The sequence below is a fragment of the Candidatus Binatia bacterium genome, from assembly GCA_029248525.1.
Lineage (GTDB): Bacteria > Desulfobacterota > Binatia > UBA12015 > UBA12015 > UBA12015.
This window is the reverse complement of sequence record JAQWJE010000049.1, coordinates 634,195-660,324: the sequence shown is the minus strand read 5'-3', so window position 1 is coordinate 660,324 and position 26,130 is coordinate 634,195. Positions and strand designations below refer to the sequence as shown.

General features: G+C 59.8%; 29 protein-coding genes. 10 read left to right on the top strand and 19 right to left on the bottom strand.

Annotated elements, in window-relative coordinates:
- Nucleotides 1-8: 8 nt before the first annotated feature.
- The 3 genes from P8K07_15455 to P8K07_15445 all read right to left on the bottom strand — a co-directional run bounded on the left by P8K07_15455 (nucleotide 9) and on the right by P8K07_15445 (nucleotide 2,209).
- A complete protein-coding gene (locus tag P8K07_15455; protein ID MDG1959920.1) occupies nucleotides 9-1,148 on the bottom strand; it encodes a thiolase family protein in 1,140 nt (379 codons plus the stop codon).
- Between the two features lie 13 nt (nucleotides 1,149-1,161).
- Nucleotides 1,162-1,533, bottom strand: a complete 372-nt coding sequence (locus tag P8K07_15450; protein MDG1959919.1) for a Zn-ribbon domain-containing OB-fold protein — start codon at nucleotides 1,531-1,533, stop codon at nucleotides 1,162-1,164.
- Between the two features lie 169 nt (nucleotides 1,534-1,702).
- Nucleotides 1,703-2,209, bottom strand: coding sequence for a histidine phosphatase family protein (locus P8K07_15445; protein MDG1959918.1), 507 nt, complete (start codon nucleotides 2,207-2,209; stop codon nucleotides 1,703-1,705).
- 84 nt (nucleotides 2,210-2,293) lie between these two features.
- On the opposite strand from P8K07_15445, the gene P8K07_15440 reads away from it, so the two are divergent.
- On the top strand, nucleotides 2,294-2,893 hold the full coding sequence (locus tag P8K07_15440) for a carbonic anhydrase (protein MDG1959917.1): 600 nt from the start codon (nucleotides 2,294-2,296) through the stop codon (nucleotides 2,891-2,893).
- On the opposite strand, the gene thiE is transcribed toward P8K07_15440, so the two are convergent.
- The 3 genes from thiE to thiS are packed head-to-tail and all read right to left on the bottom strand — an operon-like array spanning nucleotide 2,877 to nucleotide 4,524.
- Nucleotides 2,877-3,509, bottom strand: coding sequence for a thiamine phosphate synthase (gene thiE / locus P8K07_15435; GenBank protein ID MDG1959916.1), 633 nt, complete (start codon nucleotides 3,507-3,509; stop codon nucleotides 2,877-2,879). The genes P8K07_15440 and thiE overlap by 17 nt on opposite strands.
- Before the next feature lie 26 nt (nucleotides 3,510-3,535).
- Nucleotides 3,536-4,327: a thiazole synthase gene (locus P8K07_15430; GenBank protein ID MDG1959915.1), complete on the bottom strand. Its 792-nt coding sequence runs from the start codon at nucleotides 4,325-4,327 to the stop codon at nucleotides 3,536-3,538.
- Entirely contained in the window at nucleotides 4,324-4,524 is a 201-nt protein-coding gene (gene thiS / locus P8K07_15425) for a sulfur carrier protein ThiS (protein MDG1959914.1), read from the bottom strand. Before thiS ends, P8K07_15430 begins: the two co-directional genes overlap by 4 nt.
- A 138-nt stretch (nucleotides 4,525-4,662) precedes the next feature.
- On the opposite strand from thiS, the gene alr reads away from it, so the two are divergent.
- From alr to P8K07_15395, 6 genes are all read left to right on the top strand, one after another.
- Nucleotides 4,663-5,808, top strand: coding sequence for an alanine racemase (alr, locus tag P8K07_15420; protein MDG1959913.1), 1,146 nt, complete (start codon nucleotides 4,663-4,665; stop codon nucleotides 5,806-5,808).
- A gap of 15 nt (nucleotides 5,809-5,823) precedes the next feature.
- Nucleotides 5,824-7,383: a bifunctional phosphoribosylaminoimidazolecarboxamide formyltransferase/IMP cyclohydrolase gene (gene purH, locus P8K07_15415; protein ID MDG1959912.1), complete on the top strand. Its 1,560-nt coding sequence runs from the start codon at nucleotides 5,824-5,826 to the stop codon at nucleotides 7,381-7,383.
- Between the two features lies 1 nt (nucleotide 7,384).
- A complete protein-coding gene (gene purD / locus P8K07_15410; protein MDG1959911.1) occupies nucleotides 7,385-8,641 on the top strand; it encodes a phosphoribosylamine--glycine ligase in 1,257 nt (418 codons plus the stop codon).
- Nucleotides 8,642-8,653: 12 nt separating this feature from the next.
- Entirely contained in the window at nucleotides 8,654-9,250 is a 597-nt protein-coding gene (locus tag P8K07_15405; GenBank protein MDG1959910.1) for an L-threonylcarbamoyladenylate synthase, read from the top strand.
- Nucleotides 9,251-9,364: 114 nt separating this feature from the next.
- A complete protein-coding gene (locus P8K07_15400) occupies nucleotides 9,365-10,594 on the top strand; it encodes a DUF1015 domain-containing protein (protein MDG1959909.1) in 1,230 nt (409 codons plus the stop codon).
- 17 nt (nucleotides 10,595-10,611) lie between these two features.
- Entirely contained in the window at nucleotides 10,612-12,054 is a 1,443-nt protein-coding gene (locus tag P8K07_15395; protein MDG1959908.1) for a carotenoid oxygenase family protein, read from the top strand.
- Nucleotides 12,055-12,081: 27 nt separating this feature from the next.
- Here P8K07_15395 and P8K07_15390 read toward each other — a convergent pair whose 3' ends face one another.
- Nucleotides 12,082-13,440, bottom strand: a complete 1,359-nt coding sequence (locus tag P8K07_15390) for a peptidoglycan DD-metalloendopeptidase family protein (protein ID MDG1959907.1) — start codon at nucleotides 13,438-13,440, stop codon at nucleotides 12,082-12,084.
- Nucleotides 13,441-13,654: 214 nt separating this feature from the next.
- On the opposite strand from P8K07_15390, the gene mltG reads away from it, so the two are divergent.
- Genes mltG through hemW form a run of 3 tightly spaced genes read left to right on the top strand, consistent with a single transcriptional unit; the run spans nucleotide 13,655 to nucleotide 16,491 of the window.
- On the top strand, nucleotides 13,655-14,656 hold the full coding sequence (gene mltG, locus P8K07_15385; protein ID MDG1959906.1) for an endolytic transglycosylase MltG: 1,002 nt from the start codon (nucleotides 13,655-13,657) through the stop codon (nucleotides 14,654-14,656).
- 54 nt (nucleotides 14,657-14,710) lie between these two features.
- Entirely contained in the window at nucleotides 14,711-15,334 is a 624-nt protein-coding gene (gene lexA, locus P8K07_15380) for a transcriptional repressor LexA (protein ID MDG1959905.1), read from the top strand.
- A 2-nt stretch (nucleotides 15,335-15,336) separates the two neighbouring features.
- Nucleotides 15,337-16,491: a radical SAM family heme chaperone HemW gene (gene hemW, locus P8K07_15375; GenBank protein ID MDG1959904.1), complete on the top strand. Its 1,155-nt coding sequence runs from the start codon at nucleotides 15,337-15,339 to the stop codon at nucleotides 16,489-16,491.
- A 70-nt stretch (nucleotides 16,492-16,561) separates the two neighbouring features.
- Here the strand turns inward: hemW and P8K07_15370 are convergent, their stop codons facing one another.
- Genes P8K07_15370 through kdsA form a run of 12 tightly spaced genes read right to left on the bottom strand, consistent with a single transcriptional unit; the run spans nucleotide 16,562 to nucleotide 26,101 of the window.
- Nucleotides 16,562-16,831 (bottom strand): HPr family phosphocarrier protein, encoded by a 270-nt coding sequence (locus tag P8K07_15370; protein MDG1959903.1) that lies wholly within the window; start codon nucleotides 16,829-16,831, stop codon nucleotides 16,562-16,564.
- Nucleotides 16,825-17,280, bottom strand: coding sequence for a PTS sugar transporter subunit IIA (locus P8K07_15365; protein ID MDG1959902.1), 456 nt, complete (start codon nucleotides 17,278-17,280; stop codon nucleotides 16,825-16,827). The genes P8K07_15370 and P8K07_15365 overlap by 7 nt, the downstream gene beginning before the upstream one ends.
- Before the next feature lie 16 nt (nucleotides 17,281-17,296).
- Entirely contained in the window at nucleotides 17,297-18,163 is an 867-nt protein-coding gene (rapZ, locus tag P8K07_15360) for an RNase adapter RapZ (GenBank protein MDG1959901.1), read from the bottom strand.
- A complete protein-coding gene (gene hprK / locus P8K07_15355; protein ID MDG1959900.1) occupies nucleotides 18,160-19,104 on the bottom strand; it encodes an HPr(Ser) kinase/phosphatase in 945 nt (314 codons plus the stop codon). The genes rapZ and hprK overlap by 4 nt, the downstream gene beginning before the upstream one ends.
- 4 nt (nucleotides 19,105-19,108) lie before the next feature.
- Nucleotides 19,109-19,567 (bottom strand): PTS sugar transporter subunit IIA, encoded by a 459-nt coding sequence (locus P8K07_15350; protein ID MDG1959899.1) that lies wholly within the window; start codon nucleotides 19,565-19,567, stop codon nucleotides 19,109-19,111.
- Between the two features lie 24 nt (nucleotides 19,568-19,591).
- Nucleotides 19,592-19,933 (bottom strand): ribosome-associated translation inhibitor RaiA, encoded by a 342-nt coding sequence (gene raiA / locus P8K07_15345; GenBank protein ID MDG1959898.1) that lies wholly within the window; start codon nucleotides 19,931-19,933, stop codon nucleotides 19,592-19,594.
- A complete protein-coding gene (gene rpoN / locus P8K07_15340; GenBank protein ID MDG1959897.1) occupies nucleotides 19,930-21,444 on the bottom strand; it encodes an RNA polymerase factor sigma-54 in 1,515 nt (504 codons plus the stop codon). Before rpoN ends, raiA begins: the two co-directional genes overlap by 4 nt.
- A 6-nt stretch (nucleotides 21,445-21,450) precedes the next feature.
- Complete coding sequence (gene lptB, locus P8K07_15335) at nucleotides 21,451-22,209, bottom strand: LPS export ABC transporter ATP-binding protein (protein MDG1959896.1); 759 nt, start codon at nucleotides 22,207-22,209, stop codon at nucleotides 21,451-21,453.
- The gene (locus tag P8K07_15330) at nucleotides 22,206-23,345 is read right to left on the bottom strand and encodes an LptA/OstA family protein (GenBank protein MDG1959895.1); all 1,140 of its coding nucleotides are present in this window, start codon (nucleotides 23,343-23,345) and stop codon (nucleotides 22,206-22,208) included. The genes lptB and P8K07_15330 overlap by 4 nt, the downstream gene beginning before the upstream one ends.
- A 13-nt stretch (nucleotides 23,346-23,358) precedes the next feature.
- Nucleotides 23,359-24,306, bottom strand: coding sequence for a lysophospholipid acyltransferase family protein (locus P8K07_15325; protein ID MDG1959894.1), 948 nt, complete (start codon nucleotides 24,304-24,306; stop codon nucleotides 23,359-23,361).
- Nucleotides 24,306-25,292 carry a KpsF/GutQ family sugar-phosphate isomerase gene (locus P8K07_15320; GenBank protein ID MDG1959893.1) on the bottom strand — a complete coding sequence of 329 codons (987 nt, stop codon included), beginning with the start codon at nucleotides 25,290-25,292 and terminating at the stop codon, nucleotides 24,306-24,308. The genes P8K07_15325 and P8K07_15320 overlap by 1 nt, the downstream gene beginning before the upstream one ends.
- Nucleotides 25,289-26,101, bottom strand: a complete 813-nt coding sequence (kdsA, locus tag P8K07_15315) for a 3-deoxy-8-phosphooctulonate synthase (protein ID MDG1959892.1) — start codon at nucleotides 26,099-26,101, stop codon at nucleotides 25,289-25,291. The genes P8K07_15320 and kdsA overlap by 4 nt, the downstream gene beginning before the upstream one ends.
- Between the last annotated feature and the right edge of the window lie 29 nt (nucleotides 26,102-26,130).

Genomic DNA, 26,130 nt, shown 5'->3' with positions numbered 1-26,130 from the left:
TAGCCAGCTCAGGTCTTTTCCAGAATATGAATGGCGCAGGCCGAACCCAGGCCGATCACATGGGTCATACCCATTCGGGCGCCCTCGACCTGACGCTTACCGGCCTCGCCGCGAAGGTGGGTCGAGACCTCATAGATATTGGCGATCCCGGTAGCGCCGAGAGGGTGGCCCTTCGAGAGCAGTCCCCCTGACATATTTACCGGAACGCGGCCGCCATGGGCCGTCTCGCCTTCATCGATCAGGCGTCCGGCTTCACCATCCTTGCAAAGACCCAGGTTCTCATAGTGGAGGATTTCCGCTGTCGCGAAGCAATCGTGCAACTCGACCAGGTTGATGTCCTCAGGGCCGCATCCCGCCATCTTGTATGCGGCGGCGGCGGCGTTTCGTGTGCAGGTATTCACATCCGGCATGGTCAGATCACGATCGGTAAACGGATCGCTGGTCATCACCGATGCTCGCACCTTCACGGCACGGCCCAGGCCAAGCTCCTTGGCTTTTTTCTCCGAAGCAATCACTGCAGCAGCCGATCCATCCACATTCACGGAACACATCAATTTGGTATTGGGGTAGGAGATCATCTCCGCGCCCATCACCTCATCGAGCGGCGTTTCCTTCTGATACATCGCCTTTGGATTCATCGTGGAATGATGATGATTTTTCACTGAAACCTTGGCGAATTGTTCGAATGTCGTTCCATATTTGCGAGCGTGCTCCATCCCCGCTTCTGCAAAAATAGCGGGCATCGTCCCGGACCCCAGAAGTCCTTCCTTGGGAATCCCACCGCCGCCACCACCGCCGCCGAGAAGGCCCCGACCCATCTGCTCCACGCCAACCGCCAGAACCAGATCGTAGACTCCGGCTTTGACCGACAGCCATGCATCCCGGAACGCGGTCGCTCCCGTGGCACAAGCATTCGCGCAGTTTACGACCGGAATCCCGGTCTGCCCGATTTCCTGCAGGACGCGCTGGCCGACCATCGCATTCGCCTGCATCAGGTTACCCGACCACATGGCCTCGATGTCATGAATACTCACGCCAGCATCATCGAGAGCTCCCAATGCGGATTCGGCCGCAATATCCGCCACATCCCGATCGGGGAAACGGCCAAAACGAATCATATCGATTCCGAGAATATAGACGTCACTCATGGTTCTCTCCTCTTCAGGCCGCCAGAGGGCGGAAGAAGTAGCTTAAATAGCTGTTGCCTTCTTTATCCTTGCGACCCAACGCATCGGCAAAGACAACCTCGACCGGCATGTCGAATTCGACCTTGGCCGGGTCCGGTTCGACATCAATCAGATTCCCCTTGACGGTCCCACCGCCATCGAGGTCGACGATTGCCGAAATATAGGGCGTCTCGATCCCCGGAAACGAGCGGTAGACAATCGAGTAGCTGTAGAGCTTTCCGGTTTTGGCCAACGGGAATGCTTCCATCTCGTCACGTGTCCCGCATTTGCCGCATACCCGGCGCTCGCCAAGGTAGATCGCCCCGCAATTGCCGCAACGATGGCCCTCAAGGTAGGGTTCTCCCATCGAAGGAATTTTTAGAAACTTTACGACCGGCAGTGGCCCCTTCTGTTCTTCCGACATCGCCTACCTCATTGTTGTGGCTCGCCACGACGGAAGTGCCGTGACACCCGCTTGAATCGCATTGTTCCACGCGCTCTGCAAATTGCCGAGTCCTTGCCGGGACCCGGAGCGATCAGTCCCCGACCCGACCCAAAACCGTCGCGCGCTCGAACCATTCCAGCCGGGCCCGCCCCTGTGGGGGCAAATTCGCGCCGGAAATACAGGCAACGGCACCCTTGCGGAAATGTGTCCAGAAGCCGTCCGTATTCCCGGTGAGGAAAAGCGAGAGCAGAACCCCCATATCGGGCTCATGGCCGACCAGCATCAGGTCCGCGCGAGGGTCCAGTCCGACGATCTTGGCGAGCACAGCCCGAGGTTCCACCCCGCAACCCAATTCATCCCAGGTTTCGCGCTGCCCCGGCGCCAGGACGTCGGCCAGCACCGCGGCGGTCTCCTGCGCCCGCCGGTAGGGACTCGCCACGAGAATCCCGGGCTGCACCCCGATCGTCCGGAGTCCCGTGGCCGCCGCGTGCATCTTGCGAACCCCGCCCGAGGTCAGCGCGCGGTCGAAGTCTGCTCCCGTCGAGCTGATATCTTCAGCCACCCCGTGACGAACCAAATATATCTGTCTCTCGGCCATGCCCCCTCATCGCATATTCACATGACAAAGACAGCGGAAAGAGTTGAGTGTCTCTTTCGCTCATGGCACGCTCCGGCGATCCTTATGTCCAAATCTGATCCGAAGCCGCCCAATGCGACCGCAGCTCTGCAAATGCTGGTCGACGGCAACCAACGTTTCGCCACAGGTGCGCGACGAGCTGTGAGTGCCGCCGATCTTGAAACGATGCGCGCACGCAATGCATCCGGTCAGAGCCCCTTTGCCGCGGTGCTTACCTGCGCCGACTCGCGCGTCGCTCCCGAAATTGTCTTCGACGAGCTTCTCGGTGCGCTCTTCGTTATCCGCGAGGGCGGAAACGTCGGCGAGTCCTCATCAACTCTGGGTAGTCTGGAACTCGCCGTGCTGGAGCTCCACGTTCCTCTGCTCGTCGTTATGGGGCACGTCTCGTGTGCCGCAGTCGCCGCTGCGCAAGGTTCGGAAACACCGCCGGGACATCTCGGCGAAATCGTCCGCGCGATTCGACCGCGAGTCAAAGGCATCGAGGATTCAAAAACGGCGATCCGCGCAAATATCGCCGGAACCTGTCAGGCGCTCGTGGACCAGAGTCCTGTCCTCGCGGAAGCATCCAGGCGAGGCGTGGTGCGAATCGCCGCGGCCCTCTACGACCCGGCTACAGGTCAGGTTGATTTCAAGCCTCTCGATTGAAAAGCGAACGGCGCTTGCGGAACTCGAGCGAGTCAAGGCAGGCCGGGTTGGCCAGAGGCGCACCCATCATCGCGATCCCGGCCGCCCCCGCTTCCCATACGCAGGCTGCGTTCTCGGGCCCGATGCCGCCGATCGCCAAAACAGGCATCGCCGCGCTGGCCACCATCGCCCGCAGCCCGGCCGGTCCCCGTGCCGGTCCGTACCCGGGCTTGCTCGGCGTCTCGAAGATCGGGCCGAAAATCACGTAATCTGCGTCTCCCACGCGAGAGAGTTCCTCCTGGTGATGGACGGAACATCCGACCAGAGCCCCGCGCGGCAGAAGCCGTCGGGCGTCCGGCACGGAGACGCCTCCCACCGGCAAATGTACGCCATCAGCCGAGGCCGCCACCGCCACATCCACGCGTCCGTTCACGACCAAACGAGCTCCATGCGCATCGCATATCTGGCGCAACCGCAATGCCCGGCGCAGGAGCGCTGCCCCATCGAGATCCTTCTCCCGCAATTGCACGATTCCGACCCCCCTGCCGAGGATCTCTTCGATCACTTCCGCTTCGGCGCGAGCGATGCCCTCATCCGGCTTTGGTGTCGGGAACCGCCGCCGGTCCGTGACCAACATCACACCCGAAGCTTGGCGGGAGCCACTCAGTCGAGCATCCCCTCGATGGGACTGGAAGCCGTGGCATACAGCTTCCGCGGAATACGACCCGCTCGATGCGAGGCTCGTCCCGCCTCGACCGCCAACTTCATCGCCCGAGCCATGCCAACCGGGTCGTCTGCGCCCGCGATCGCCGTATTCATCAACACGGCATCACAGCCCAACTCGAAAACCTTGGCGGTATCCGAAGCGCAGCCAACGCCCGCATCGACGATGACGGGAACCGATGCATGCTCCACAATGATCCGCAGGTTGTATGGATTTCGAATCCCCAGACCCGAACCGATGGGTGCCGCCAGAGGCATCACCGCGGCACAGCCCATATCTTCCAGCTTGCGACAGGTGATTGGATCATCCGTGATATACGGCAACACAACGAAACCTTCCTGAACCAGTTTCTCTGAGGCCTCCAGAGTCGCGGGCACATCCGGGAAGAGCGTCTTTTCGTCGCCCAGGACCTCGACCTTCACGAGATTACCGACACCCGCCTCGCGAGCCAGCATCGCGGTACGGATGGCCTCGTCCGCGGTAAAACAACCCGCCGTGTTGGGCAGGATGGTGTATCGATCCAGAGGGAGGTAATCGAGAAGGTTCTCCTTGCCCGGATCCGTGATGTTTACGCGCCGCACCGCGACGGTGACCATTTCGGCCCCGCTGGCCTCAATCGCCTGCCGGGTCTCGGTAAAATCCTTGTATTTGCCGGTGCCCACAATCAGACGTGAAGAAAAAGTCCGATCACCAATGACCAGCGGATCCTCGATTTGGTCTTCCGAATTCATCCCCCACCCACAAATTGTACAACCTCGACAATATCGCCTGCGACAAGAATATGCTCCGCATGGCGATCTCGAGGTATGATTTCACGGTTACATTCCACCGCAACGCGGCGGTCGGCAAGATCCAGGTGCACAATCAGGTCGACCAGCGAAATCCCTTCCGGGAAGGTTCGACTCTCGCCGTTTAATTGGAGCTCCACGTAGAGAAGCCTAGGAGTCTCGCAAAAAAGTGCAACTTCCCGACCCAAATTCCTCCAACGAAGGCCGTCTGTCCATCTTTACAAGGGGCGTCTGGGTGAGTAGTTTTGCACGTGGCTCAGGCGTCTTCAGGTCTCGCGATGGCAGATCGCACCGCAAAAGGGTTGGGAAACCGACGCGCGGTCGCGAGAATCGATCTGGCAGCCCTCTCCCACAATACAGCTGAAATCCGACGCATCACGGGGCCGGGCGTGCAGCTCTGCGCCGTGGTCAAAGCCGATGCCTACGGCCACGGGGCCGTGCCCGTCGCTCGGCACCTCGTCCGCTGCGGCGTCGAGGTACTTGCCGTCGCCTCGGTTGAGGAAGCCTCTCAGCTGCGCGACGCAGGGATTCCGAGCAAGATTCTTGTTTTTGGAGACCTCACAGCCGCCGAGACCTCCGAAGCGATTCGCCTCGGGCTGACCGCGACTCTGGGCTCCGTGGATGCCGCTCGAACCCTGCGCGAAGTCGTCGACAAGGACCAACGCTTGCCGGTCCACCTGAAAATTGACACCGGCATGCGCCGCATCGGTTTTTCTCCGGCTGAACTCGCCGGCCTGCCCAAACTCCTCGACGGCAGCGGTCTTGTGGTCGCAGGAGCCTATTCCCACCTTGCCCACGGTGACAGCCCGGGACACGAGAGTCACGAGGCCCAGAAGGTCGAACTTCTGGCCGCCTGCGAAAATCTTTCCAGGCTCGGCATTCCCCTGCCGATGCGGCATCTCGCGGGAAGCGCCGGCCTGTTTGCCGAGAACGGTACCCATCTCGATATGGTCCGGACGGGAATCGCCCTCTACGGCGGACTGCCCCACCCCGGCTATGCGTCGCGTGCGTCTCTCAAGCCCGTGATGGAAGTGATCACCCGTGTCGCACAGGTACGCAAAGTCACCGCCGGCGACGGGATTGGCTACGGGCACACCTGGCGTGCCCCGCGCGACAGCCGGATCGCGGTCCTCCCCATCGGCTACGGCCAGGGCTACCTGCGCTCTCTTTCCAACCGCGGGTATACGATGATCCGCGGTCGCCTGGCACCCGTCGTGGGCACCATCTCGATGGACCAGACAATGATCGATGTGACAGCTGCCGGCAGCGTCAAACCGGGAGATGAAGTCACTTTATGGGGTGGCACCGCGGAAGGTGCTCCCGATGTAATGGAACTTGCCGAGCGTGCCGGTACGATTGGCTACGAGTTATTGACCCGCGTCGGGAACACCGTCCCACGCACCTATATTGAACCCTTTGGTTGAGGAGAGACAAGGCAGATGAGTTCGAACGCCCCGATCCGGAGAGCCCTGCTCTCCGTAAGCGACAAAAATGGTGTCCTGGAATTGGCTCAGGGCCTCGCCGCCCATAACGTGGAACTGCTCTCGACCGGCGGTACCGCGAAAATGCTGCGGGAGGCCGGACTGGAAGTCAAAGAAGTTTCGGAGCATACCGGCTTCCCCGAAATGATGGATGGGCGGGTCAAAACGCTCCACCCCAAAATCCACGGGGGCCTTCTCGGACGGCGTGATCTGGACAGCCATCAGGCTGCCATGGCCGAGCACGATATTCCTCCGATCGATCTCGTCTGCGTCAATCTCTACCCCTTCGCAGAGGTCACCGCTCGCGGCTGCACTCTTGAGGAAGCCATCGAAAATATCGATATCGGCGGTCCCTCGATGCTCCGTTCGGCGGCCAAAAACCATGAGGCGGTAACCGTCCTGGTTGATCCCGCAGACTACGCCGTCGTTCTCGATGAGATGAAAGCGAGCGGAGGCGCGACCACCCACGAAACGCGAGCCACCCTGGCCCGCAAGGTCTACGCAGCGACCGCGGCGTACGATGGCATGATTGCCGATTATCTGGGCAACCTGCAGACCAGCGCCGACGAGCCCTTCGGAGAAACGCTGCATCTCCCGCTGACCCGCGAGGCCAACCTGCGCTACGGCGAAAACCCTGCACAGAAAGCAGCTCTTTACGGGAACCTCAGCGAACTTCTCGAGCAACTACACGGCAAGGAACTCTCCTATAATAATATCGTGGACATCGACGCGGCCTTGCGATTGATGAGCGATTTCCAACAGGAGAAACGTGCGGTCGTCGCGATCCTCAAGCACAATACTCCATGTGGCGTCGGTGCCGGCGCCAACCCCAGAGAGGCTTATGAAAAAGCTTTTGCCACAGATCCGGAATCTCCATTTGGCGGTATTCTGATCTGCAACCAGACGTGGGATCTGCAACTGGCCGAGACCGTCGATGAAATTTTCACCGAGGTCCTCATCGCTCCCGATTTCACCGAAGAAGCACTTTCTCTTTTGCAGAAAAAGAAAAACCGTCGCTTGATGCGTTGGAATGTCGCCGCGACGCCTACCGACGAGGCGGATATTCGTCGGGTCTTCGGAGGCTGGTTGGTGCAGGAACGAGACCAGAGCGTGGAAGACGTCCACACCTCAAATGTAGCGACGCGCAAGGCGCCTTCCGCAACCGAACTTCAGGCGATGGACTTTGGCTGGCGCGTCGTGAAGCATATCAAGTCCAATGCGATCGTTTTCTGTACCGCCGATCGAACTCTGGGCGTCGGCGGCGGACAGACGTCTCGGGTAGATGCCGTGCGCATCGCGATCGAATCCGCCCAACGGCAAGGACTTTCGCTCGCCGGTAGCACAATCGCCAGCGACGCATTCTTCCCTTTCCCGGACGGAGTGGCCCTGGCTCTCGATGCGGGGGCCACCTCAGTCGTGCAGCCAGGCGGCAGCGTGCGGGATGATGCCGCAATCGAACTCGCCGACCAGCGCGACGTCAGCATGGTGCTTACCGGCGCCCGGCATTTCCGGCACTGAAATGAAGGTACTCATTATCGGCGGCGGCGGCCGTGAGCATGCTCTGGCCTGGAAGATCAGCCAATCCCCGAGGGTGACTCAGGTTTTGTGTCGCCCCGGAAATGGTGGGACAACGGGCAACGTGCCCGGAGGTCTGGATGCCGAGGAGCTCGCGGCATTTGCGGAAAAAGAAGGGGTCGACCTGACCGTTGTGGGCCCTGAAGCACCTCTGACCGAAGGCATCGTGGACCTTTTCGAGTCCCGCGGGCTGCGGATCTTCGGCCCCGGACGCGAGGGAGCGCGGCTGGAGGAAAGCAAAGCCTTTACCAAGGAAATTCTGCTGGAAGCGGGCGTCGACACCGCTGCACACGGGACCTTTGTCGATGCAGCCGCAGCACACGCCTATATCAAGGAACGAGGCGCTCCGATCGTGGTCAAGGCCGATGGACTGGCTGCCGGCAAAGGCGTCACCGTCTGCGCCACCACGGATGAAGCCCATCAGGCCGTAGACGAAGCCATGGTCGATAATGCCTTTGGCGATGCCGGAGCGCGGGTGGTGATCGAGGAAATGCTCCTCGGAGAAGAAGCCTCCTTCATCGCTCTGGTCGATGGCAAGAACGTCCTCCCTCTCGCTTCCTCGCAAGATCATAAACGGATCGGTGAAGGCGACACAGGCCCCAATACGGGTGGCATGGGCGCATACTCCCCCGCACCGATAGTCACCGAAGAAATCTTCGAAAAGGCAACGCGCGAGGTCTGCGAACCCGTAGTCGCGGCACTGCGTGCCCGCGGGATTATCTTCAAAGGCGTTCTCTACGCCGGATTGATGATCCATGAGGGAAGAATCCGAGTCCTTGAGTTCAACGTTCGGTTCGGGGATCCCGAGTGCCAACCTTTGATGATGCGTCTGCGTACCGATCTGATCGACCTCATCGATGCTGTGATCGACGGGCATCTCGACCAAATTTCGATTGAATGGGACCCCCGGCCCGCAGCCTGCGTGGTCATCGCCGCGGCTGGCTACCCGGGGACCCCCACCAAAGGCGATACGATTCACGGGCTCGAACAAGCCGCAGAGGTTGAAGATTCCTTTGTTTTTCACGCAGGGACCAAGGACGGACCGGACGGCACCGTGGAAACCGCGGGCGGCCGCGTGCTCGGAGTCACGGCCCTGGGGGACTCCATCGGCGAAGCGGTCGCAAGAGCCTACGAAGCGTGCGACAAGATTTCCTGGCCGGGCCTTCAGTTCCGGCGCGATATTGGCCATCGAGCCCTTTGAGGAGAAATCTCCATGAGCGCGACCGACGAACAAATCCAACAGGCCCTGGAAGCCCTTCGCAACGGCGAATTGATCGTCTTTCCGACCGAAACTCTCTACGGCATCGGCTGTGATGCGCTCAACCCGGAAGCGGTGGCGCGCTTATGTGACGCCAAAAAGCGACCGGCCGGAAAGCCCCTGGCCGTGATTCTCGGGGAAACTTCCATGGCCGACCAACTGACTTCCGATTTCTCCCCCGCAGCAACTCGACTCGCCGAGAGCTACTGGCCAGGGCCCCTCACTCTGGTGCTTCCCGCCCGGGAAAACCTGCCCGAAGCGATCGTGGGAGATCAAACCATCGGCCTCCGGGTCAGCAGCGATCCTGTCGCCGCGCGACTTTCTCGCGAGCTGGGCCGCCCCATCTGCGCCCCCAGCGCGAATCCCACCGGGCTGCCCCCCGCACCGGGAGCTCGCGGCGCTCGCGCCTATTTTGACAAGGATGTTGCCGTATACCTCGATGATGGTCCCCGTGACGGGGAGGCCTCGACGGTCGTCATTCCCGGCCCACCCCTGAAAATCCTTCGCAGTGGAACCATTTCCGAGGAATCCCTGCGCCAGAAGCTCGATTAGGCCGCCAGAAAAGCTGTCCGGGTGACTGGATCGAATCTCCTCTTTCGCTAGAAGAGCAATGGTTCTTTTTCGGGACCCTTTTGGGCGCGTGAGGCGTCATCGCTGGAGGAATTCGTGGCTGTCATTCGACCTTTCCGACCTTTCCGTTACACCGATACCGCAGGACCACTCGCCGAGCTGATCGCCCCACCCTACGATGTGATCAGTCCCGAGGAGCGCGAGTCGCTGGCCGCGCGGCGCGAGGCTGGAGCGATCCACGTCATTCTGCCCCGCGGTGAAGAGAAATATACCGCGGCGGCCGACCTGCTCGCGGACTGGAAGACTCGTGGTCTGATCGCGCGAGAAGAGGAGGCTTCCATGTTTCTCTCCTGCCAGGGATTCTCCGCAGGGGGCCGCGACTACCAACGCTGGGGCTTGCTCACCACGCTGCAACTCGAAAAATTCGAGGATAATATCGTCCTGCCGCACGAACGAACCCTGACGGGGCCCAAGGAAGACCGCCTGCGCCTGATTCGCGCTTGCCGCACCAACCTCAGTCCGATCTTCGGATTCGTCGATGCGCCGCTCGGGTTGGACGAATTGGCCAGCGACGCGATTTCAATTGCCGACTTCGAAGATGACAAGGGCGTGCAACAGCGCATCTGGAAGATCACGGATCCCAAGGTCCTCCAACAGCTCGAAGAACGCATGGCAGCGCAACAGGTTTTCATCGCGGACGGTCACCATCGCTACGAAACCGCTCTCGGCTATCGCGACGAACGTCGGGCCGAAGCCCCCGGGGAGGGGGCGCAGGATTTCGATTTTCTCCTTTGCCATCTCTGTTCGACGCGTGATGCGGGCCTTGCGGTGCTCCCTACCCACCGCATTCCGAAGACGGCCCCCCAACTCGAAACCTTTGTCGATCGCTGCAAGACGCTTTGCTCGATAACCGAAATGAAGGATGGTCAGGCACTCTGGCAAGCACTCGACGCGCCTCAGGAAGGGGAACGCCAGCCACGCCTTGGCGCCCTGCTGCCCGACGGCCGAGCTTTATTGCTCGAACCCGGAGAGGGGGCGCGGAAAGAGCTTGCGGCGATTGCCCCGGAGCTGGCGATTCTCGACGTTACTTTCCTGCACAACGTCCTGATGCCGGAGATCCCCAACGATCAGTTCATCTATACTCACGATGAAACCGAAACGATCGATGCGGTAAACTCAGGCAAAGCCGAGATCGCAATTCTGCTTCCCCCGCCCAGCGTCGAAGACGTTTTGAGCATCTCGCGAGCCGCATTGACCATGCCGCAGAAGTCCACCTATTTTTATCCCAAAGTTCCAAGTGGAATCGCATACAATCCTATCGACTAGTCATAAGGAGAATGAGCATGGTCTCAGCTTATCCCGGGGGTGTTCCCGAAGGGTTCCCCAACCATCCGAATCTGCGGAGCAATTTCGCGCCACTCCATGCCGAGCTCGACCACGCCACCCTCGAAACAACTGGTCGCTGGCCAGAGGAAGTCCGAGGCAGCTTCTACCGAATCGGACCCAATCCGGCTTTCCCCCCGCGGGGCGGTTTCTACCACTGGTTTGCTGGCGACGGCATGGTGCATGCCTTCCATATTGACGGCGGGAACGTGGCTTACCGCAACCGCTACCTGCAAACGGAAAAACGGCGCGCCGAAGCGGCGGCAAACCGTGCCCTGATCAATCCCTTCGACCCGACCAACGACGACCCCAGCTTCGCGGATCGAACATCCAATGGCGTGGCCAATACGGCGATGACCTGGCATCACGGAGCACTCTACGCTCTGGAAGAGGGTCATGCGCCTCTGGCCTTTGACCCGCTCAGTCTTGCAACGCTCGAGGTCAACGATTTCGGAGGGGCCCACGGTGGTCCCTTCAGCGCACACCCTCATATCGATCCGGCGACCGGCAATCTGGTTTTCTTCGGATACATGGCCGATGGCGTCGGCAGCGATACGATTTCGTGCGGAGAGATCGCCCCGGATGGGCGGCTGATCTACCAACGAAAGTTCCGCGCACCTTTTGCCGCGATGGTTCACGACATGATCGTCACCCGTGAGTTTATCGTTGTTCCGGTATTTCCGCTGACCTTCTCGATTGAACGAGCCCTGAACAAGCAGTCTGCTTTCGCCTGGGAGCCCGAGAAAAACTCCTGGCTAGCCGTGCTGCCTCGCGGAAGTCGGAGCGAAGAAGTTCGCTGGATCGAAGCCGACCCGGCCTTCGTCTTTCATTATATGAACGCATGGGACGTGCCCGGAGAGTCCGGCAAGAGAATACAGGCAGACGTTCTGCAATTCGAGGCACCTCCGCTCTTCCCATTTGCCGACGGCTCATTGCCGGCTCGTGCATCAGCCGAAGCCAGCCTGCACCATTGGGACCTCGACCTCGTCTCGGGCCAACTCCGCAGCGAGGAAATCGCCCCTGTCCGCGGAGAGTTTCCGCGCATCGATGAAAGTTTCGCCTGTGGCCCCTACCGGCATGGCTGGTTCGCCGGAGCGGTGGGAGAACACCCCCCCGGTTTCTCCAACAACGCTGTAGCGCATAGTGATCGCCTGCGCGGTGACGTCAAAACATTCTCTTTGCCATCAACCGATCTTTTGGGAGAACCCGTCTTTGTGCCACGAGCGAACCCGTCCGGCGAAGGAGACGGCTATGTGCTGACGCTGGCCTGGCGCGGAGAAGAAGATATCTCTGAATTGTTGCTCCTCGATGCGTTGCACGTCGAGGACGGACCGATCGCAACAGCGCGCCTCCCGCACCGAGTTCCGCACGGCTTCCACGCCCTCTTTCGACCCTGGTCCTGACGCGAGAGCCAGAGGCTCTGGTCGCGATCAAATATCGTCGAGCAGAGTCAGGCGCACGGGGCCTTCGGCCGCAAGGCCCGCCATGGCCTGAACGATCTCGCCCTTGCGCTCATGAAAGTCGGGGCCAGGGCGTTTGAGTGTAGAAGCGGCTGCCGCCGGAAGTGCCTTGAGGGGATCTACGTATGTCTTCCCCTCGACCAGCGAGAAATGAAGATGGGGTCCCGTCGCAGCGCCTGTGCTGCCCACGGTGCCGATCACCTGACCTTTTTGCACCCAACCGCCGCGCTTGACGCCCTTGGCAATTCGGTGCAGATGGCCGTAAATCGAATCGTAGCGGGATGGCGTTTCGTGATCGATTCGTACAGCCCGTCCGAGTTGTCCCTTACGGCCAGCGTAAACAATACGGCCGCCGGCAATCGCGCGGACGGGAGTTCCTCGGGGCGCCGCAAAATCAACCCCCAGGTGGGGACGTCGTCGCCCGAAGACTGGATGTTTGCGCGAACGACTGAACTTCGATGAGATCCGCGTGAATTCGACAGGATAACGAACGGCAGACATCGCCACGGGTCGCCCTTCCAGATCAAAATAGCCGGCCCGACCCCGATCGTCCTCATGTCGGAGCGCGATATGGGTCTTGTTCCCCGTGACGACTTCGGCGGCAATCACATTACCTGTTCGAGTGATCTTGCCATCGAGACTTCGCTTCACCTCGTAGAGAACCCGGAACTGGTCCCCACGCTGCAGGCGACGAAAATCGATTTCCCATGCGAAAATATCACTGAGTTTCTGCACGACCGGCTGCGGGACATCCGCCGCCATGCAATCGGCGGTGATGCTGGAGCCGATCGAACCACCGGCGCCACGGATCTCCACCATGGCCGGTGCTTCGGAGAGTCGCGACTCGAGGGAACCGTCCGGAGCGCGCTCGACTACGACAAGCTCGAACTGGTCGACTTCGTAATGAATCTCTTCGAGCGACTGCTCGTCGGGATCGAAGAAGATGGTCATCTCCCGACCCGGGCGAAGTCGGGACAGATCAAAAACCGGTTTGGCAGCTCGATACCAGCGCAGCGACTCCGCCGAGCGAACACCCATCCGGCGCATCAGAGCGGTGAAGGTATCCCCGCTTCGGACGGTCTGCGTTTTCTCGATGCGCGCACGAATGGCCGGCTGCAGGTCGCCCCCACGTACACCGGCGATCGCCGGCCTGACCGAAGCCGGCTTTCCGGTTCGGAGGAACTTCTGCTTTTGCGTCGGTGCGCAGGTACCCGCACGCGGCGCGAAAGGATTCTCCAGAGGCACCGGAGGAAGGATAAAACGCCCCTCCCCCGCCGCATTGCCCGCGTGGGCATCCTGGCGAGCAACCGAGACCGGATCCCCGATCACGATAGCTCCTCCCAACAACAAGGCAGTTACGCATATCGGCAGAAGACGGCGTCGACCACCACCCCTCACCGCTGCGTCGAATTCCTTCGGTAAATGCAGCTCGAATCCCCCCAAACGACAACTTCAGTTCGCAATTGTTTCCACAATTGTCAACTTGTTGCCAATCTTGGTGGCCTTTCGAAACAACATCGAAGACCTTACGTTTGAAAAGCAAATGACACTCTCGCTGCAAAAGATTCTTGGCGCCCTGCTGCTGATCGCGTTGATCGGCGCGATCAGCATGAGTGTCGCCTTGCGCCAAAGCCTCGAGGCGAGAGGTCCCGTGCAAAATCCTGCGGTCGTCGTGTCGGTGAAAACCGGGATGTCGCTATCGACGCTAGGGGAAACCCTTAAGTCGGCGAATCTGCTTCGCGAACCACGCCTCTTCGTTCTGCTGGCGCGCTGGCGCGGCATCGACAGGAACATCCGCAGCGGGAACTACGAATTCCAGGGGAATGCGACGACGGGAGAACTTCTCGAAGCTCTGGTCAGTGGACCACAAAAGCTGGACTTCGTGGTGATCCCCGAAGGCTTGACCCTGCAGGAGACGGCAGACGCTTTGGCGAGTGGTGGGCTGGGCGATGCCGAGCGTTTTCTGAAACTCGGTCGGGACCCCACCTTCGCTGCCAATCTGGGCGTCCCCGCTCCGACTCTGGAGGGGTTTCTCTTCCCGGACACATACGCCTTCGCCGCCGGCGCACCGCCCGCAGAAATCCTTCGCCATATGACCGAACGATTCTTCACAATATTTACGCCCGGCATGCAGGAAGAAGGCCGCGAACTCGGCCTCGACCCTCTGGAAATCGTCACCCTGGCCTCGCTGATCGAAAAGGAGGCCGCCGTCGCCAGCGAACGTGCATTGATTTCCGCCGTCTTTCGCAACCGGTTGCGGCGGGGGATGAGACTGCAGTCAGACCCGACCGCCGTCTACGATTTGCCGGGGAACACCGGACGTGTGCGACCGAGCCATCTCGATCGCGAAAGCCCTTATAATACCTACAAAATCAAGGGACTACCGCCGGGGCCGATCGCCAATCCCGGCCAAGCCGCCCTGATCGCCGCCGTGCGACCGGCAGATGACTCGAAAGTCCTCTATTTTGTCGCCAGGAACGACCGGACACACGTCTTCAGCCGCAGCTACCGGGAACATCGGCGAGCCATTCGTCAAAACCGCTGAACCGATTTCGCCGCCCTGGTTGCTCCGAGACAGATTTTCGCCTATTGTTCGCCCATGCTTGAGCAGGCATCTTCGAAAACAATGACCCGGCGCCAGAAAGAGCTGCTGGATTTCCTCACCAATTATATTCGCGAATACGGCTACGCGCCGACTCTCGAAGAAATCGGGGAGAACTTCGGCCTGACCTCGCTGGCCACCGTCCACAAGCACCTGAGCAATCTGGAAGGCAAAGGGATGATTCGCCGGCGCCCCGGACAGAGCCGCGCCGTCGAAATCGTACCACAACAACGGCATTCCGAGAGTGTGGAATTACCCTTGCTTGGCCTCGCCGCCGCCGGGAAACCGATCGCCGCCGAACTTCATGACGAATTCGTTTCGGTCCCCGAAGAGCTCGTCCGAAAAGCCGAGAGCTTTGTTCTTCAGGTTGCCGGCGAATCCATGCGAGATGATGGCATTCTCGACGGGGATCTCGTGGTCGTGGAAAGCCGCGCCCTGGCCGACAACGGCCAAACGGTTGTTGCCGTGCTCAACGGAGAAGCCACGATCAAACGCTTCTTCCGCGAAAAAGGTGGGCGCGTCCGACTGCAGCCTGCCAACGATCAGGTCCCGCCGATTCTCTGCCATGAAGGTGATCTGGAAATCCGGGGCGTGATCGTCGGTTTGATGCGTCGTTATTGAGCGTGATTTCGATCTATCTCCACATCCCCTGGTGTCTGGAGCTCTGCCCTTATTGCGATTTCAACACCCGGGCTGCTCGAAAGTGGCCGGAAGAACGTTATGCAAAGGCGCTGCTGGCAGAGCTGCGCCAACGAATGCAACAGAGTCCGTTTGCCGGAAGCTCGGTGGGCACGATCTTCATGGGCGGCGGAACACCCTCCCTCTTTGCGCCGCAAACAATATCCATGCTGCTGGATGGTATTCGAGAAACAGGATCCGTTGTCGAGAATGCCGAGATTACTCTCGAGACGAATCCGGGCAGCATCGACCTCGACAGGCTCCGAGGCTTTCGGCAAGCCGGGATCAATCGGCTCTCTCTCGGCGTACAGACCTTCACCCCGCACCTGCTTCGGGCTCTTGGTCGACAGCATTCAGTCGACGACTCCCGGACCGCACTTCGCGACGCTCGGAGCGCCTCCTTCACGAATCTCTCTCTCGACCTCATCCATGCGATTCCGGGGCAAACCGCCGCAGAACTGCAGGCCGACCTCGACGAGGCCCTGAGCTTCGGTCCCGACCATATCTCTGCCTATTCTCTCACCTATGAGCCCGGGACCCCCCTGACGCGCGACCTCGAACGTGGTCGCGTCCAAAGACTCGGCAACGAAGAAGAAGCCGAGATGTTTGAAACAATTCGGAAGGTCCTCCCGCCAGCCGGACTCATGGCCTACGAGATCTCGAATTTCGCCCGGCCGGGTTTCGAAGCGCGCCACAATCAGGCCTATTGGCGCGGCAATCCTTATATCGGACTCGGCGCCGGGGCCCATTCCTACCGTCCCGGAAAGGCTGCGGAAAACTCCTTTGGTCGTCGATGGATGAACCTGCGCGAGCCCGCCGAATATATGGAATCGGTTGAGGGCACCGGACTGGCCGAGGACGAATCCGAGGAACTGACCCGGCAGCAGGCCATGGGCGAGGTATGCTGGCTCGCTCTCCGCGAAGGCCGCGGTCTCGATACGCGGAACTTCCAGTCCCGCTATGGCGAACCCACGCTCGAGGCCTACCCGCACATTCCTGAATTATGCGAGCAGGGTATGCTGGAGTGGTCCGATGATTGGCTGCGGCTGACACCGCAGGGGCTGCTCGCCGCAGACGATATCTTCGCCTCCTTCTTCTGAGAACGACAAGCCCTCGACGCGAGCAGCCTTCGGAAGCGGTCCGAAGAACAGCAGGAGTATCCCGAGAGTCTCAGCGGTCCTCGTTGAATTTAGCTTCGATCAGGATCCCCAGAGCATCGAGCATTTCGCTGGCGTCTTCGCCCTCGGCGGTCGCTTCAACCACCGACCCCTGCCCAGCGGCAAGCATCATGACGCCCATGATGCTCTTGCCGTTCACGCTCTGGTCGTCTTTGCGAAGGCTCAATTCCGCGGCGAAACCAGAGGCCAACTGCACCAGTTGTGCCGCCGCGCGCGCATGAAGCCCGAGTCGGTTCACAATGTCATAAGAACGCGTCAACACCCGGCCCCTGCCTGAAGGGAGCGGTCTCCGGTCGGCCAGAAAATATGATCCTGGCCGTAGCGGCGGATGAAGCCGGCCAAATCTGGAGCGGACCGCATCTCCATCCTTGCGGTCGTCAACTTGATCAACATCGGCATATTCACCCCGGCCAGCACCTCGACATGTTGCCGGTCCGCAGCAACATGCATGCTGGCGTTACAGGCTGTATCTCCCAACATATCCGTAAAGATAATCGCACCAGCTCCGGTATCCACCTTATCGACGGCAGTCCGGAGAGATTTCTGGATCTCTTCGGGATCGGCATCCATCTGGTAGACCACGGCTTGCACCCCGGCCAACGGGCCGACCACCGACGACAGGGTCTCCACCATTTCCAGAGCAAGGCGTCCATGCCCCACGACCACCACGCCGACCAACGCTTCCTGACTTTCGGTTTTGAACATGCTCATGGTTCTGCTCGCAATCTCATTGACGTTGCACATCACGATGACGCAGCACCGCTCCGATTTCCTCGGCTTCCAACATCTTGCCAAGTTTCTCGACCAAAGTCACCGATCGATGATGGCCACCCGTGCACCCGATTGCCACGGTGAGATAACTCTTTCCTTCACGTTCATATAGGGGCAGCGTAAATTCAAGATACTCCCAAGCCAATTGCGCAAAGCGAATTGCTCCCTCACTTGCGAGAACGTAGTCGGATACATCCTTGTTCAGGCCGGTCTTTTCACGAAGCTCCGGAACATAAAAGGGGTTCGGCAGAAAGCGCACATCCCATACGATATCGGCGTCCGCCGGCACACCGTATTTGAACCCGAACGAGAGAAGGTTCAACTGCAGCGCTCCCGCAACGACCTCGTCACCATAAAGCTCGCGGACCGACCGACGTAATTCGTGTCCGGTCAATGCTCCCGTGTCCAAAACTCGGCTGGCCCGACCTCGCAACGGTGCGAGCAACTCACGCTCCCGTCGAATCCCGGCCTTGACGTCACTACCGTCGGCCAGCGGATGGGGACGCCTCGTTTCACTGAAGCGCCTCACCAGAACATCATCACCGGCTTCGAGGTAAAGGACCTCGGCTCGGTAGCCACCGGCCTCAAGCGCATCCAGCGCTGGTTGCAGCTCTTCAAGAAATTCACGTCCCCGTGAATCCACACCCAGCGCGATCTTCGAAATCTCCTCGCTGCCTTCACAAAGCTCGGCAAACCTCGCGATGAGCTCCGGCGGGAGATTATCAATACAATAGTACCCGAGGTCCTCCAGTGCGTTGATCGCGGTACTTTTACCCGAGCCCGAGAGCCCGGTGACCAGAGCTATCCGTAATTGGCCCTTCATTCGCTTTTCCGCCCCGCCGCTCGGCGCAAGTTCCGATCCATCGCCGCGACGAATCGTCGGGCTCCATGGATTCCTCTGGACTTGAGATGCTGATTCCGTGCCGCCACTTCCACCAGAGTGGCGATGTCACGACCAGGCCGCAACTGTATCTGTAAAAAGGGAATTTCGACGCCGAGGAAATTGACCGTTCGATCCTCAATGCCGAGCCGGTCAGACTCCGACAGACCCGCGGAGTCGGTGAACTCGATGGCCAGGTCTACGGGAGTCTCCTCCCGGGTCGCCAGCGTCCCGAAGAGCTCGGCGACGTTCAATACGCCCAGACCACGGATCTCTATATGGTGCCGCAATTCCTCGGGGGCATGACCCTTCAGGACGCCCGGAGGTGCCTCGCGCAGGAGCACCACATCGTCTGCGACCAGACGGTGGCCACGATTGAGCAGGGCGAGCGCGGCCTCGCTCTTGCCGATCCCGCTTTTGCCCGTGAGCAGAATCCCCAATCCAGTCACCCGCAGCAAAACGCCGTGCACTGTTGTTTGCGGGGCAAAGCGATCCTCTAGCCATGAATGGATCGAGCGGATGACCGTCGCCGTCCGACGCTCTGATAAAAACAGAGGGACATCGTGCTTCGAGCAACCGCGACGGAGAGACTCCGGGACGAGGTTCTTGTTGCAGACAACGATGCAGGAGATTTCCGACTCACACAGAGCTTCGACAGCTTCTTCCGCTGCCTTTTTCTCGAGCCGTCGCAAATATCCGATCTCGGCGTTTCCGAGCAATTGCACTCGGCCCGGATGGAGCTGGTCCAGATAGCCTGCCAGCGCCAGTGCCGGCTTCTGGATGCGCGGAGCCTGGATCAATCGATCCATACCCTGCCCGCCCGCGAGCAGGCGGGCCTTGAGTTGCGGGCGGAGCTCCGCGAGTTCTCGCACCGAAACCTTCATCAATTCAAGCCTCTCCGTCCCGCGTACGAATCAGGTTCAGAATTTCGCACTCCGGAGCGAGAAGGAGATCGGATCGAAATTCGTCATCCATCAACAATCGTGAGATACTCGCCAACGCTTTCAAATGCTTCGCCGCCGAATCGTCCGGGGCCAGAAGCACGAAAAATAAATGTGTAGCGCCGCCATCGAGTGACTCGAAATCCACACCCGTGCGCGTTCGGGCGAAGCCGACCATAACCTCCGCCAGCCCCGGCAAACGACCGTGCGGCAGAGCTACCCCGCTACCGATCGCAGTGCTGTTCAGGTCCTCCCGCTCCTGAATAACCTTCAGAATCGTCTCCTCCTTCACCTCCGGGAGAGAGGGCACCATCAACCTCGACAATTCGACCAGGACTTCTGTCTTGTTGGCCCCAACAAGATCCGGAAGAATTCTCTCCTCGGCCAGTAAATCAGAGACTGTCATGTGGAGGCTCTAAAGGAGTTGTACTCAGCTCGCCTTGCGCGAACTGCTGCTGCGTCGTGCTTCCTTGACGACACGACCCTTCAATTTTCGCGCCTGAGCATCCAGCTTCGCTGTGGCGCGATCAATCGCGGCATATAGATCCTGTTCCTCATCATGAGCCGTCAATTGCGTGTGGCTTGCGTGCACAACAATCTCGCAAGTCTTTCGATGGTGGTGGATCTCGGCGCCTAGAATCACGTGAACATCGGTTGCCGCAGGGATATGCTCCAGCACGTGCGATAATTTTTTTTCCAGATGTTCGCGAATGGCATCGGTCGAATCCAGGTGACGAAACGTAATACTGACAGGGACTTCGTTGCTGTTCATTTCATATGCCTCCGTTTGGACGAGGGAAGAATTCCCATGAGCTCCCGATATTTGGCAACCGTGCGGCGCGCAATATCAACACCCTCCACAGCCAGACTCGACGCAATATGCTGGTCGCTGTGGGGGCGTCTGGGATCTTCTGTTTCAACGATCTTGCGAATCTTCTCCTTGACAGATTCGGCCGAGACGCCTTCGCCACCACCCGCGGATTTAATACTCGAGGTAAAGAAGTATTTAAGCTCCAGGGTACCCTGAGGAGTGTGGACGTATTTATTGGAGGTGGCTCGACTCACTGTCGACTCATGCATCCCGATATCCGCGGCCACATCCTTCAATACGAGCGGACGAAGAGCTCGGACTCCCTCTTCGAGAAAATCTCTCTGGAACCCGACGATCGATGCTGTGACTCGCTTCAAGGTGCTTTGTCGCTGGTCGATGCTCTTGATCAACCACTGCGCTGCAGAAAGTTTTTCTCGGATATAGGATTTGGCCTCGGCCCCACTATCGGCTCCGGTGAGCAATTGTCGGTAGCTATTGCTTACGCGCAGCCTGGGCAGCCCGTCGTCATTGAGCTGAATGACCCATTCATCGTCCATTTTGTAGACGTAGACATCGGGTGTCACGTAACGCGGTTCTTCCGAAACAAAATCTCGCCCGGGCTTGGGTTCGAGTTTGGCAATGACCTCGACAGCCTCGCCGACTTCGTCTTTGCTGAGAGATAACTCTCGAGCCAGCTTGTCGATGCGCTTTGCTTCGAGCAATTCGAGATGACCATCCACGACCGCGAGAGCATTCTTGCGGATGTCCGCCGGCAATTCCGCCTCGCGCAGCTGGATGGACAAACATTCACTGAGGTTTCGAGCGAAAACACCTGCAGGATCGAATTCCTGCAACCTCCCCAGTACCGACTCCACATCGGTGGTGTCCACGCCGGCCTCGAAAGCAGCCTCATCGACCGACAACCGCAGATACCCCTGCTCATCCACGTTGCCGATCAGGACATCGGCTATCGCTTGGTCGGATTCGTTGAAGCCGCCCATGCGAACCTGCCAGGTCAGATGATCCGCCAAAGAGGAGGCTCGTGCCAGAGTGTTCTCGATGCCGGAACGGTTCTCGTCCCAATCACCACCCCCTCCGCTCATCGACCCTTGCGTGGCGTTGGTCGCGTAGTCGGAAAGGTACTCCTCCCAATTGATATCGCCGAGTTGGGACTCTTCAGGGGAGAGCTCCTGCTCGGGCGTTTCAGCCTTGGCAGCCTCCGGGTTGGTGACCGGATCAGCCAGCTCCCCGACCCGTTCATCCGGCGTGCGGGAATCCTGTTCAGCCTCGAAGTCTTCCTGACCGACGCCGAGTTCCTCAATCGTCGGGTTTTGCTCCATCTCTTCGGTGACCAAAGTTTCGAGGTCCGCACGAGAAAGCTGGAGAATCTTGATGGCATGCTTGAGCTGGGGCGTGATCACCAGCGATTGCTGGAGTCGTCCGGAGATGGAAATTTTCTGCTCGTAAGCCATGGAGTCTTATAATTGGAATTCGTGCCCCAGATAAATTTCTTTCGCGCGGGTGCTGTTCGCGATTTTTTCAGGGCTCCCCTCTTCGAGGATCGTACCGTCATTGAGAATATATGCTCTATCGCAGATGCCCAGAGTCTCCCGAACGTTGTGATCGGTCAATAGCACACCGATACCGCGAGCCTTCAGTTGACCGATAATTTTCTGAATATCGATCACGGCAATTGGATCGATACCCGCAAAGGGCTCATCGAGCAGGATGAAGGAAGGCGATATCACCAAAGCTCGTGTGATCTCCAGACGCCGGCGTTCCCCCCCCGATAGCGCACTCGACTTGGTGTCTGCGAGATGGCTGATGGAGAGTTCCTCGAGAAGCTCCTGCAGCCGCTGGCGGCGATCGCTCCGAGAAAGAGGCAAAGTTTCCAGAACTGCCTGAATATTCTCGGAAACTGTCAGCCCCCGAAAGACAGATGCTTCCTGAGGCAGATAACTGATGCCATGGCGCGCGCGCTGAAACATGGGCAATCCCGTGAGGTCCTCGGCCCCGAGCGCGACAGAGCCCTCGTCCGGTCGGGTCAATCCGACCACGCAATAAAAAGTAGTCGTCTTGCCGGCACCGTTGGGCCCAAGCAGGCCTACAACCTCGCCGGGCGTGATCTCGATCGAGACATCGCGCAGAACCTCGCGGGAGCCATAGGCTTTTCGGAGATGACGCGCCGCAAGTTGCGGCGCGTCGCCCACTTCCGTTGCTCTGCCAGTGTCGCTCATGGTCGTTTTTGAGGTAGCACAGATTCACCGGCTTCCTTATCGCTTTCTTCCTGCGCCCCGAAATCGTCCTCGAAAAGAACCGCCGAAACCCGCCTGCCCGGCTCGGATTCGATGATGCTGGCGCCTTCGTCCAGAAAAACCGTCAGTTTCTCGCCCCGGACTTCGCTATCGCCCTCCTGCAAGCGAGCATTCCCGGAAAGGAGAATTTTTCTCTCCCGTTGTTGAAACTCAGCGATATCACCCCATGCGGTCCGATCATTCTGTCGAACCACGACGCCACCGCGAGCGACAACGCGGTCGAGCGCGACGGCCTCCCCGCTTTGCGGATCTCCCGCGTAGACAATCTCGAGCTCATCGGAGCGCGTGCCAAAGTCACCCTGCTCGACTTCAACATTTCCGCGATAGACAATTCGCGATGCCTTCATATCGAACTGCAGCTCCTTGGCACGGATGGTCACATCCGACGAGGCGTCACTGAAGGAAATACCGGGTAGAAGGTCGGCACCAAACGGACCGGCAACCTCCGGCCCGTCCATCGGGGGATCCGATTCCGCAGGCGAGGCCGCCGGATGAAATTCGGTCACTACCTTGCCAACGACGCCAACAATACTTTGCTCGAGATCGAGGAGCATAAATTCGCCGGAAAGGTCGACCACGGCGCTATCGACCGAGCCACCATCGGCGAGTACGATGTGACGACTCTCGCCCAGGTACGTGCCACGGGTGCTCTCGAGGCGATAGCCGTCGAACTCCACAACCAGCCCCCGATCGAGTTCTACGCGGTCCAGATCACCGTCTTTCAAATCCACCTGGCCCCGGCCGCTCCGAATGTTGACCTGAGCGAAGTCCGCATCGTGTAATTCCAGACTGGGCTCATCGACAAGAATCCGGCCCTGTCCTTTTTGGATACGCGCCTCACGTGCACTCAGATCCCATACCTTGGCACCATCACGCACGTTCACCCGATGAAATCCTTGAATGCGCTGCTCGATATTATCGGCCATTTCCGGCACGGACGAACTCACAACGTCGGCCTGCTGCTCCAAAAGCGAGCGGCCCAGAAAAAAAGTCAACGCCCCGAGACTTACGCAAAGAACGACGACCAGAAAGACACGCAAGCGCGCACGGCGATTCATTGCTGAACACTCCTCATGAAACCGGATCCAGCTTCCCCCGACGCCATCGCTCATGCCACCAGACCCACTCGTCGGGTCGTTCTCGAATCTCGTCCTCAATCGCGAGATTGAACCTCGCGGTCGCCTCCTCCTGCCAGGCGGCGCGCGCTTCCCCACTTTCACTGCCGCGGTCTGGCAGCGGCAATTCGCGAACCCGCACGCGGTGCCTTCCCTGCGGACCCCGATGGATAAAGATGCCGACGACAGCCGCCCCCGTTCGCCACGCGAGCGCGGCGGGGCCGACGGGCGTAAATGCCGGCCGACCGAAAAACGGAACGACCACCCCCTTCCCCCGAGTATCCTGATCCATCAGAATCCCCAGAATCCGACCGGCGCGAAGGGTCCGCAAAATCGCCTTGGCCGAACCCGCGCCATCTCTGGGAACCGTCTCTACACCGACCCTCCGGCGAAGATCGATATTCTCCTGATTCAGAGCTTCTCCTTTCACCGGAGTCGCAATCGCGGTCACGGGGTAGTTCTTGAGGCCCAGAAAAGCGGCCAGCAATTCCCAATTCCCCACATGACCGGTCACCACGATGACCCCGCGGCCCTTCGCCAGAGCCTGGTCGAGGATATCCAATCCCTCCGACTCCACCCAGTGGTCGATATCCGCCGCGATTTCATCCATCAGAATAATTTCGGCCATCGAACGCCCCAGGCCACGGAACATGTCGGCGATGATGCGGTCATGCTCGGCAGGGGCAAGTTCGGGCAAGGCCATCGCCAATTGGCCGCGCGCAACCGCGCGGGGACCGCGTAAAAGCCATCGCGTGAAACCCCCGAGGCTGGAACCGAGCATCGAGGCCCGGCGCAATCCGATCCAACCAAGCCCTCGCCGAAACCCTCGAATGCACGCCACAAAAAAACGGTCGCGACGGGCGCGGTATCGCTGCCGGCGAGCGCCCCGGAGCAGTCGCGGCATCAAACAACGCCTGCGCGCAGAAGGTCCAACAACTTGATGGCGCCGCAGGGGTGTCCCTGTTCATCGACAATGAACAGCGCCGTGATCGCGAGATCTTCCATCACTGCGACCGCCTGTTCAGCGACCGCTCCTGCGGGGATCGTCTTGGGGTCGGAGGTCATCACATCGGATGCAGCAAGTCCTCGCAAATCTCCATGCACCTCGGCCGCCCGACGCAAATCACCATCGGTAATAATCCCGACGAGACATCCGGACACATCCACCACGCAGGTGACTCCGAGTTTTTTCGTGGTCATTTCACCAAAGACCTCTCGCATGGGTGCATCCACGGAGACAGATGGAAGTTGGGCCTCGCGATGCATCAGGTCGTCCACCTTGCGCAACCGCCTGCCCAGAGCTCCACCCGGGTGCAAGGTTCCAAAATCGTTTGCCGCAAAACCGCCACGCTCCAGCAATGCAATCGCCAGCGCGTCGCCGATCGCCAAAGTAACCGTTGTACTTGCGGTCGGCGCGAGCCCCAGAGGACAAGCCTCCTCCGCAACCGCAATGGATAAACATACATCCGCCGCACGGCTCAAGGGGGCATCCGTCTCGCCGGTAAGGGCAATCACCGGCAAACCCAATCGCCGCGCAGGCGCGACCAGGCCAACCACTTCTTCCGTACTCCCACTATTGGAAACAGCAATCAACGCATCTCCCCGCGCCAGCATCCCGATATCGCCGTGCAGCCCTTCGGCCGCATGCAGGAAGAGCGCTGGCGTCCCCGTCGAGGCGAGCGTGGCTGCCATCTTGCGACAGATCAGTCCGGACTTTCCGAGACCCGTGACGACAACCTTGCCCTCGATCGAAGCCAATATTTCCACGGCCTGAGCGAATTCTTCACCCAATCGACGAGAGACCTCCTCCAACGCGCTGATCTCGATCGTGAGGACGCGGCGCGCCGAATCGAGATCGGCTTGCGCTTTATCGGTCAACTTGGCGGTCATCGGTCACGAACCGCTTCTTCGATGGCGCGCAACTTTTCGAGCAAGGCGGCTAATTGATCGAGCGGCCAACAGGTCGCTCCATCGGAGAGCGCTTCCGCGGGATTTTCATGCACCTCGAGAAAGAGTCCATCGATGCCCACCGCCACAGCCGCGCGGGCCAGAGCCGGCACGAACTCACGTTGGCCACCGGAAGCACCGCCCGCGCCACCGGGTAACTGGACGCTATGGGTCGCATCGAAGATCACGGGAACACCGATTTCCCCGAGAACCACCAGCGACCGCATATCCGAGACGAGATTCTGGTACCCAAAGCTCGCCCCTCTTTCGGTGACGAGGATCTCGGCCCCCGGCACCGTGCGTGCCTTGTCGACCACATGTTTCATTTCCCATGGCGAGAGGAATTGGCCCTTTTTCAGATTGGCCGGTTTTCCCGAAGCGGCAACCGCGAGAATGAAATCGGTTTGGCGACAGAGAAAGGCTGGCGTCTGCAGAATATCAGCGACCTGCGCCACAGCGGTGACGTCTTCTTCCCTGTGCACATCGGTCAGGATCGGCAAACCGGTCTCCCTGCCCACCTCCTCGAGAATCCGCAAGCCTTCCTCTCGACCTGGTCCACGAAACGAGTTTCCCGAAGTCCGATTCGCCTTGTCCCAGGAGGACTTGAAAATGACGCCCACGCCGACCTTCTCGGCGATTTTCCGGATCGCCGAGGCATGGCGAAGCGAAGAATCGAGACTTTCAATGACACAGGGCCCCGCAATCAGGCCCAGCGGGGCCCCTCCCCCGAAAGCGATGTCGGCGATCTTGATCTGCTGCGATTCCACGAAACCAACCCTAG

What these genes read in the sequence shown, in the direction of transcription:
- P8K07_15455 (MDG1959920.1), bottom strand. Translation starts at nt 1,148, where the DNA reads ATGAGTGACGTCTATATTCTCGGAATCGATATGATTCGTTTTGGCCGT.
- P8K07_15450 (MDG1959919.1), bottom strand. Translation starts at nt 1,533, where the DNA reads ATGGGAGAACCCTACCTTGAGGGCCATCGTTGCGGCAATTGCGGGGCG.
- P8K07_15445 (MDG1959918.1), bottom strand. Translation starts at nt 2,209, where the DNA reads ATGGCCGAGAGACAGATATATTTGGTTCGTCACGGGGTGGCTGAAGAT.
- P8K07_15440 (MDG1959917.1), top strand. Translation starts at nt 2,294, where the DNA reads ATGTCCAAATCTGATCCGAAGCCGCCCAATGCGACCGCAGCTCTGCAA.
- thiE (MDG1959916.1), bottom strand. Translation starts at nt 3,509, where the DNA reads ATGTTGGTCACGGACCGGCGGCGGTTCCCGACACCAAAGCCGGATGAG.
- P8K07_15430 (MDG1959915.1), bottom strand. Translation starts at nt 4,327, where the DNA reads ATGAATTCGGAAGACCAAATCGAGGATCCGCTGGTCATTGGTGATCGG.
- alr (MDG1959913.1), top strand. Translation starts at nt 4,663, where the DNA reads ATGGCAGATCGCACCGCAAAAGGGTTGGGAAACCGACGCGCGGTCGCG.
- purH (MDG1959912.1), top strand. Translation starts at nt 5,824, where the DNA reads ATGAGTTCGAACGCCCCGATCCGGAGAGCCCTGCTCTCCGTAAGCGAC.
- purD (MDG1959911.1), top strand. Translation starts at nt 7,385, where the DNA reads ATGAAGGTACTCATTATCGGCGGCGGCGGCCGTGAGCATGCTCTGGCC.
- P8K07_15405 (MDG1959910.1), top strand. Translation starts at nt 8,654, where the DNA reads ATGAGCGCGACCGACGAACAAATCCAACAGGCCCTGGAAGCCCTTCGC.
- P8K07_15395 (MDG1959908.1), top strand. Translation starts at nt 10,612, where the DNA reads ATGGTCTCAGCTTATCCCGGGGGTGTTCCCGAAGGGTTCCCCAACCAT.
- mltG (MDG1959906.1), top strand. Translation starts at nt 13,655, where the DNA reads ATGACACTCTCGCTGCAAAAGATTCTTGGCGCCCTGCTGCTGATCGCG.
- lexA (MDG1959905.1), top strand. Translation starts at nt 14,711, where the DNA reads ATGCTTGAGCAGGCATCTTCGAAAACAATGACCCGGCGCCAGAAAGAG.
- P8K07_15365 (MDG1959902.1), bottom strand. Translation starts at nt 17,280, where the DNA reads ATGAGCATGTTCAAAACCGAAAGTCAGGAAGCGTTGGTCGGCGTGGTG.
- rapZ (MDG1959901.1), bottom strand. Translation starts at nt 18,163, where the DNA reads ATGAAGGGCCAATTACGGATAGCTCTGGTCACCGGGCTCTCGGGCTCG.
- hprK (MDG1959900.1), bottom strand. Translation starts at nt 19,104, where the DNA reads ATGAAGGTTTCGGTGCGAGAACTCGCGGAGCTCCGCCCGCAACTCAAG.
- P8K07_15350 (MDG1959899.1), bottom strand. Translation starts at nt 19,567, where the DNA reads ATGACAGTCTCTGATTTACTGGCCGAGGAGAGAATTCTTCCGGATCTT.
- raiA (MDG1959898.1), bottom strand. Translation starts at nt 19,933, where the DNA reads ATGAACAGCAACGAAGTCCCTGTCAGTATTACGTTTCGTCACCTGGAT.
- rpoN (MDG1959897.1), bottom strand. Translation starts at nt 21,444, where the DNA reads ATGGCTTACGAGCAGAAAATTTCCATCTCCGGACGACTCCAGCAATCG.
- lptB (MDG1959896.1), bottom strand. Translation starts at nt 22,209, where the DNA reads ATGAGCGACACTGGCAGAGCAACGGAAGTGGGCGACGCGCCGCAACTT.
- P8K07_15330 (MDG1959895.1), bottom strand. Translation starts at nt 23,345, where the DNA reads ATGAATCGCCGTGCGCGCTTGCGTGTCTTTCTGGTCGTCGTTCTTTGC.
- P8K07_15325 (MDG1959894.1), bottom strand. Translation starts at nt 24,306, where the DNA reads ATGCCGCGACTGCTCCGGGGCGCTCGCCGGCAGCGATACCGCGCCCGT.
- P8K07_15320 (MDG1959893.1), bottom strand. Translation starts at nt 25,292, where the DNA reads ATGACCGCCAAGTTGACCGATAAAGCGCAAGCCGATCTCGATTCGGCG.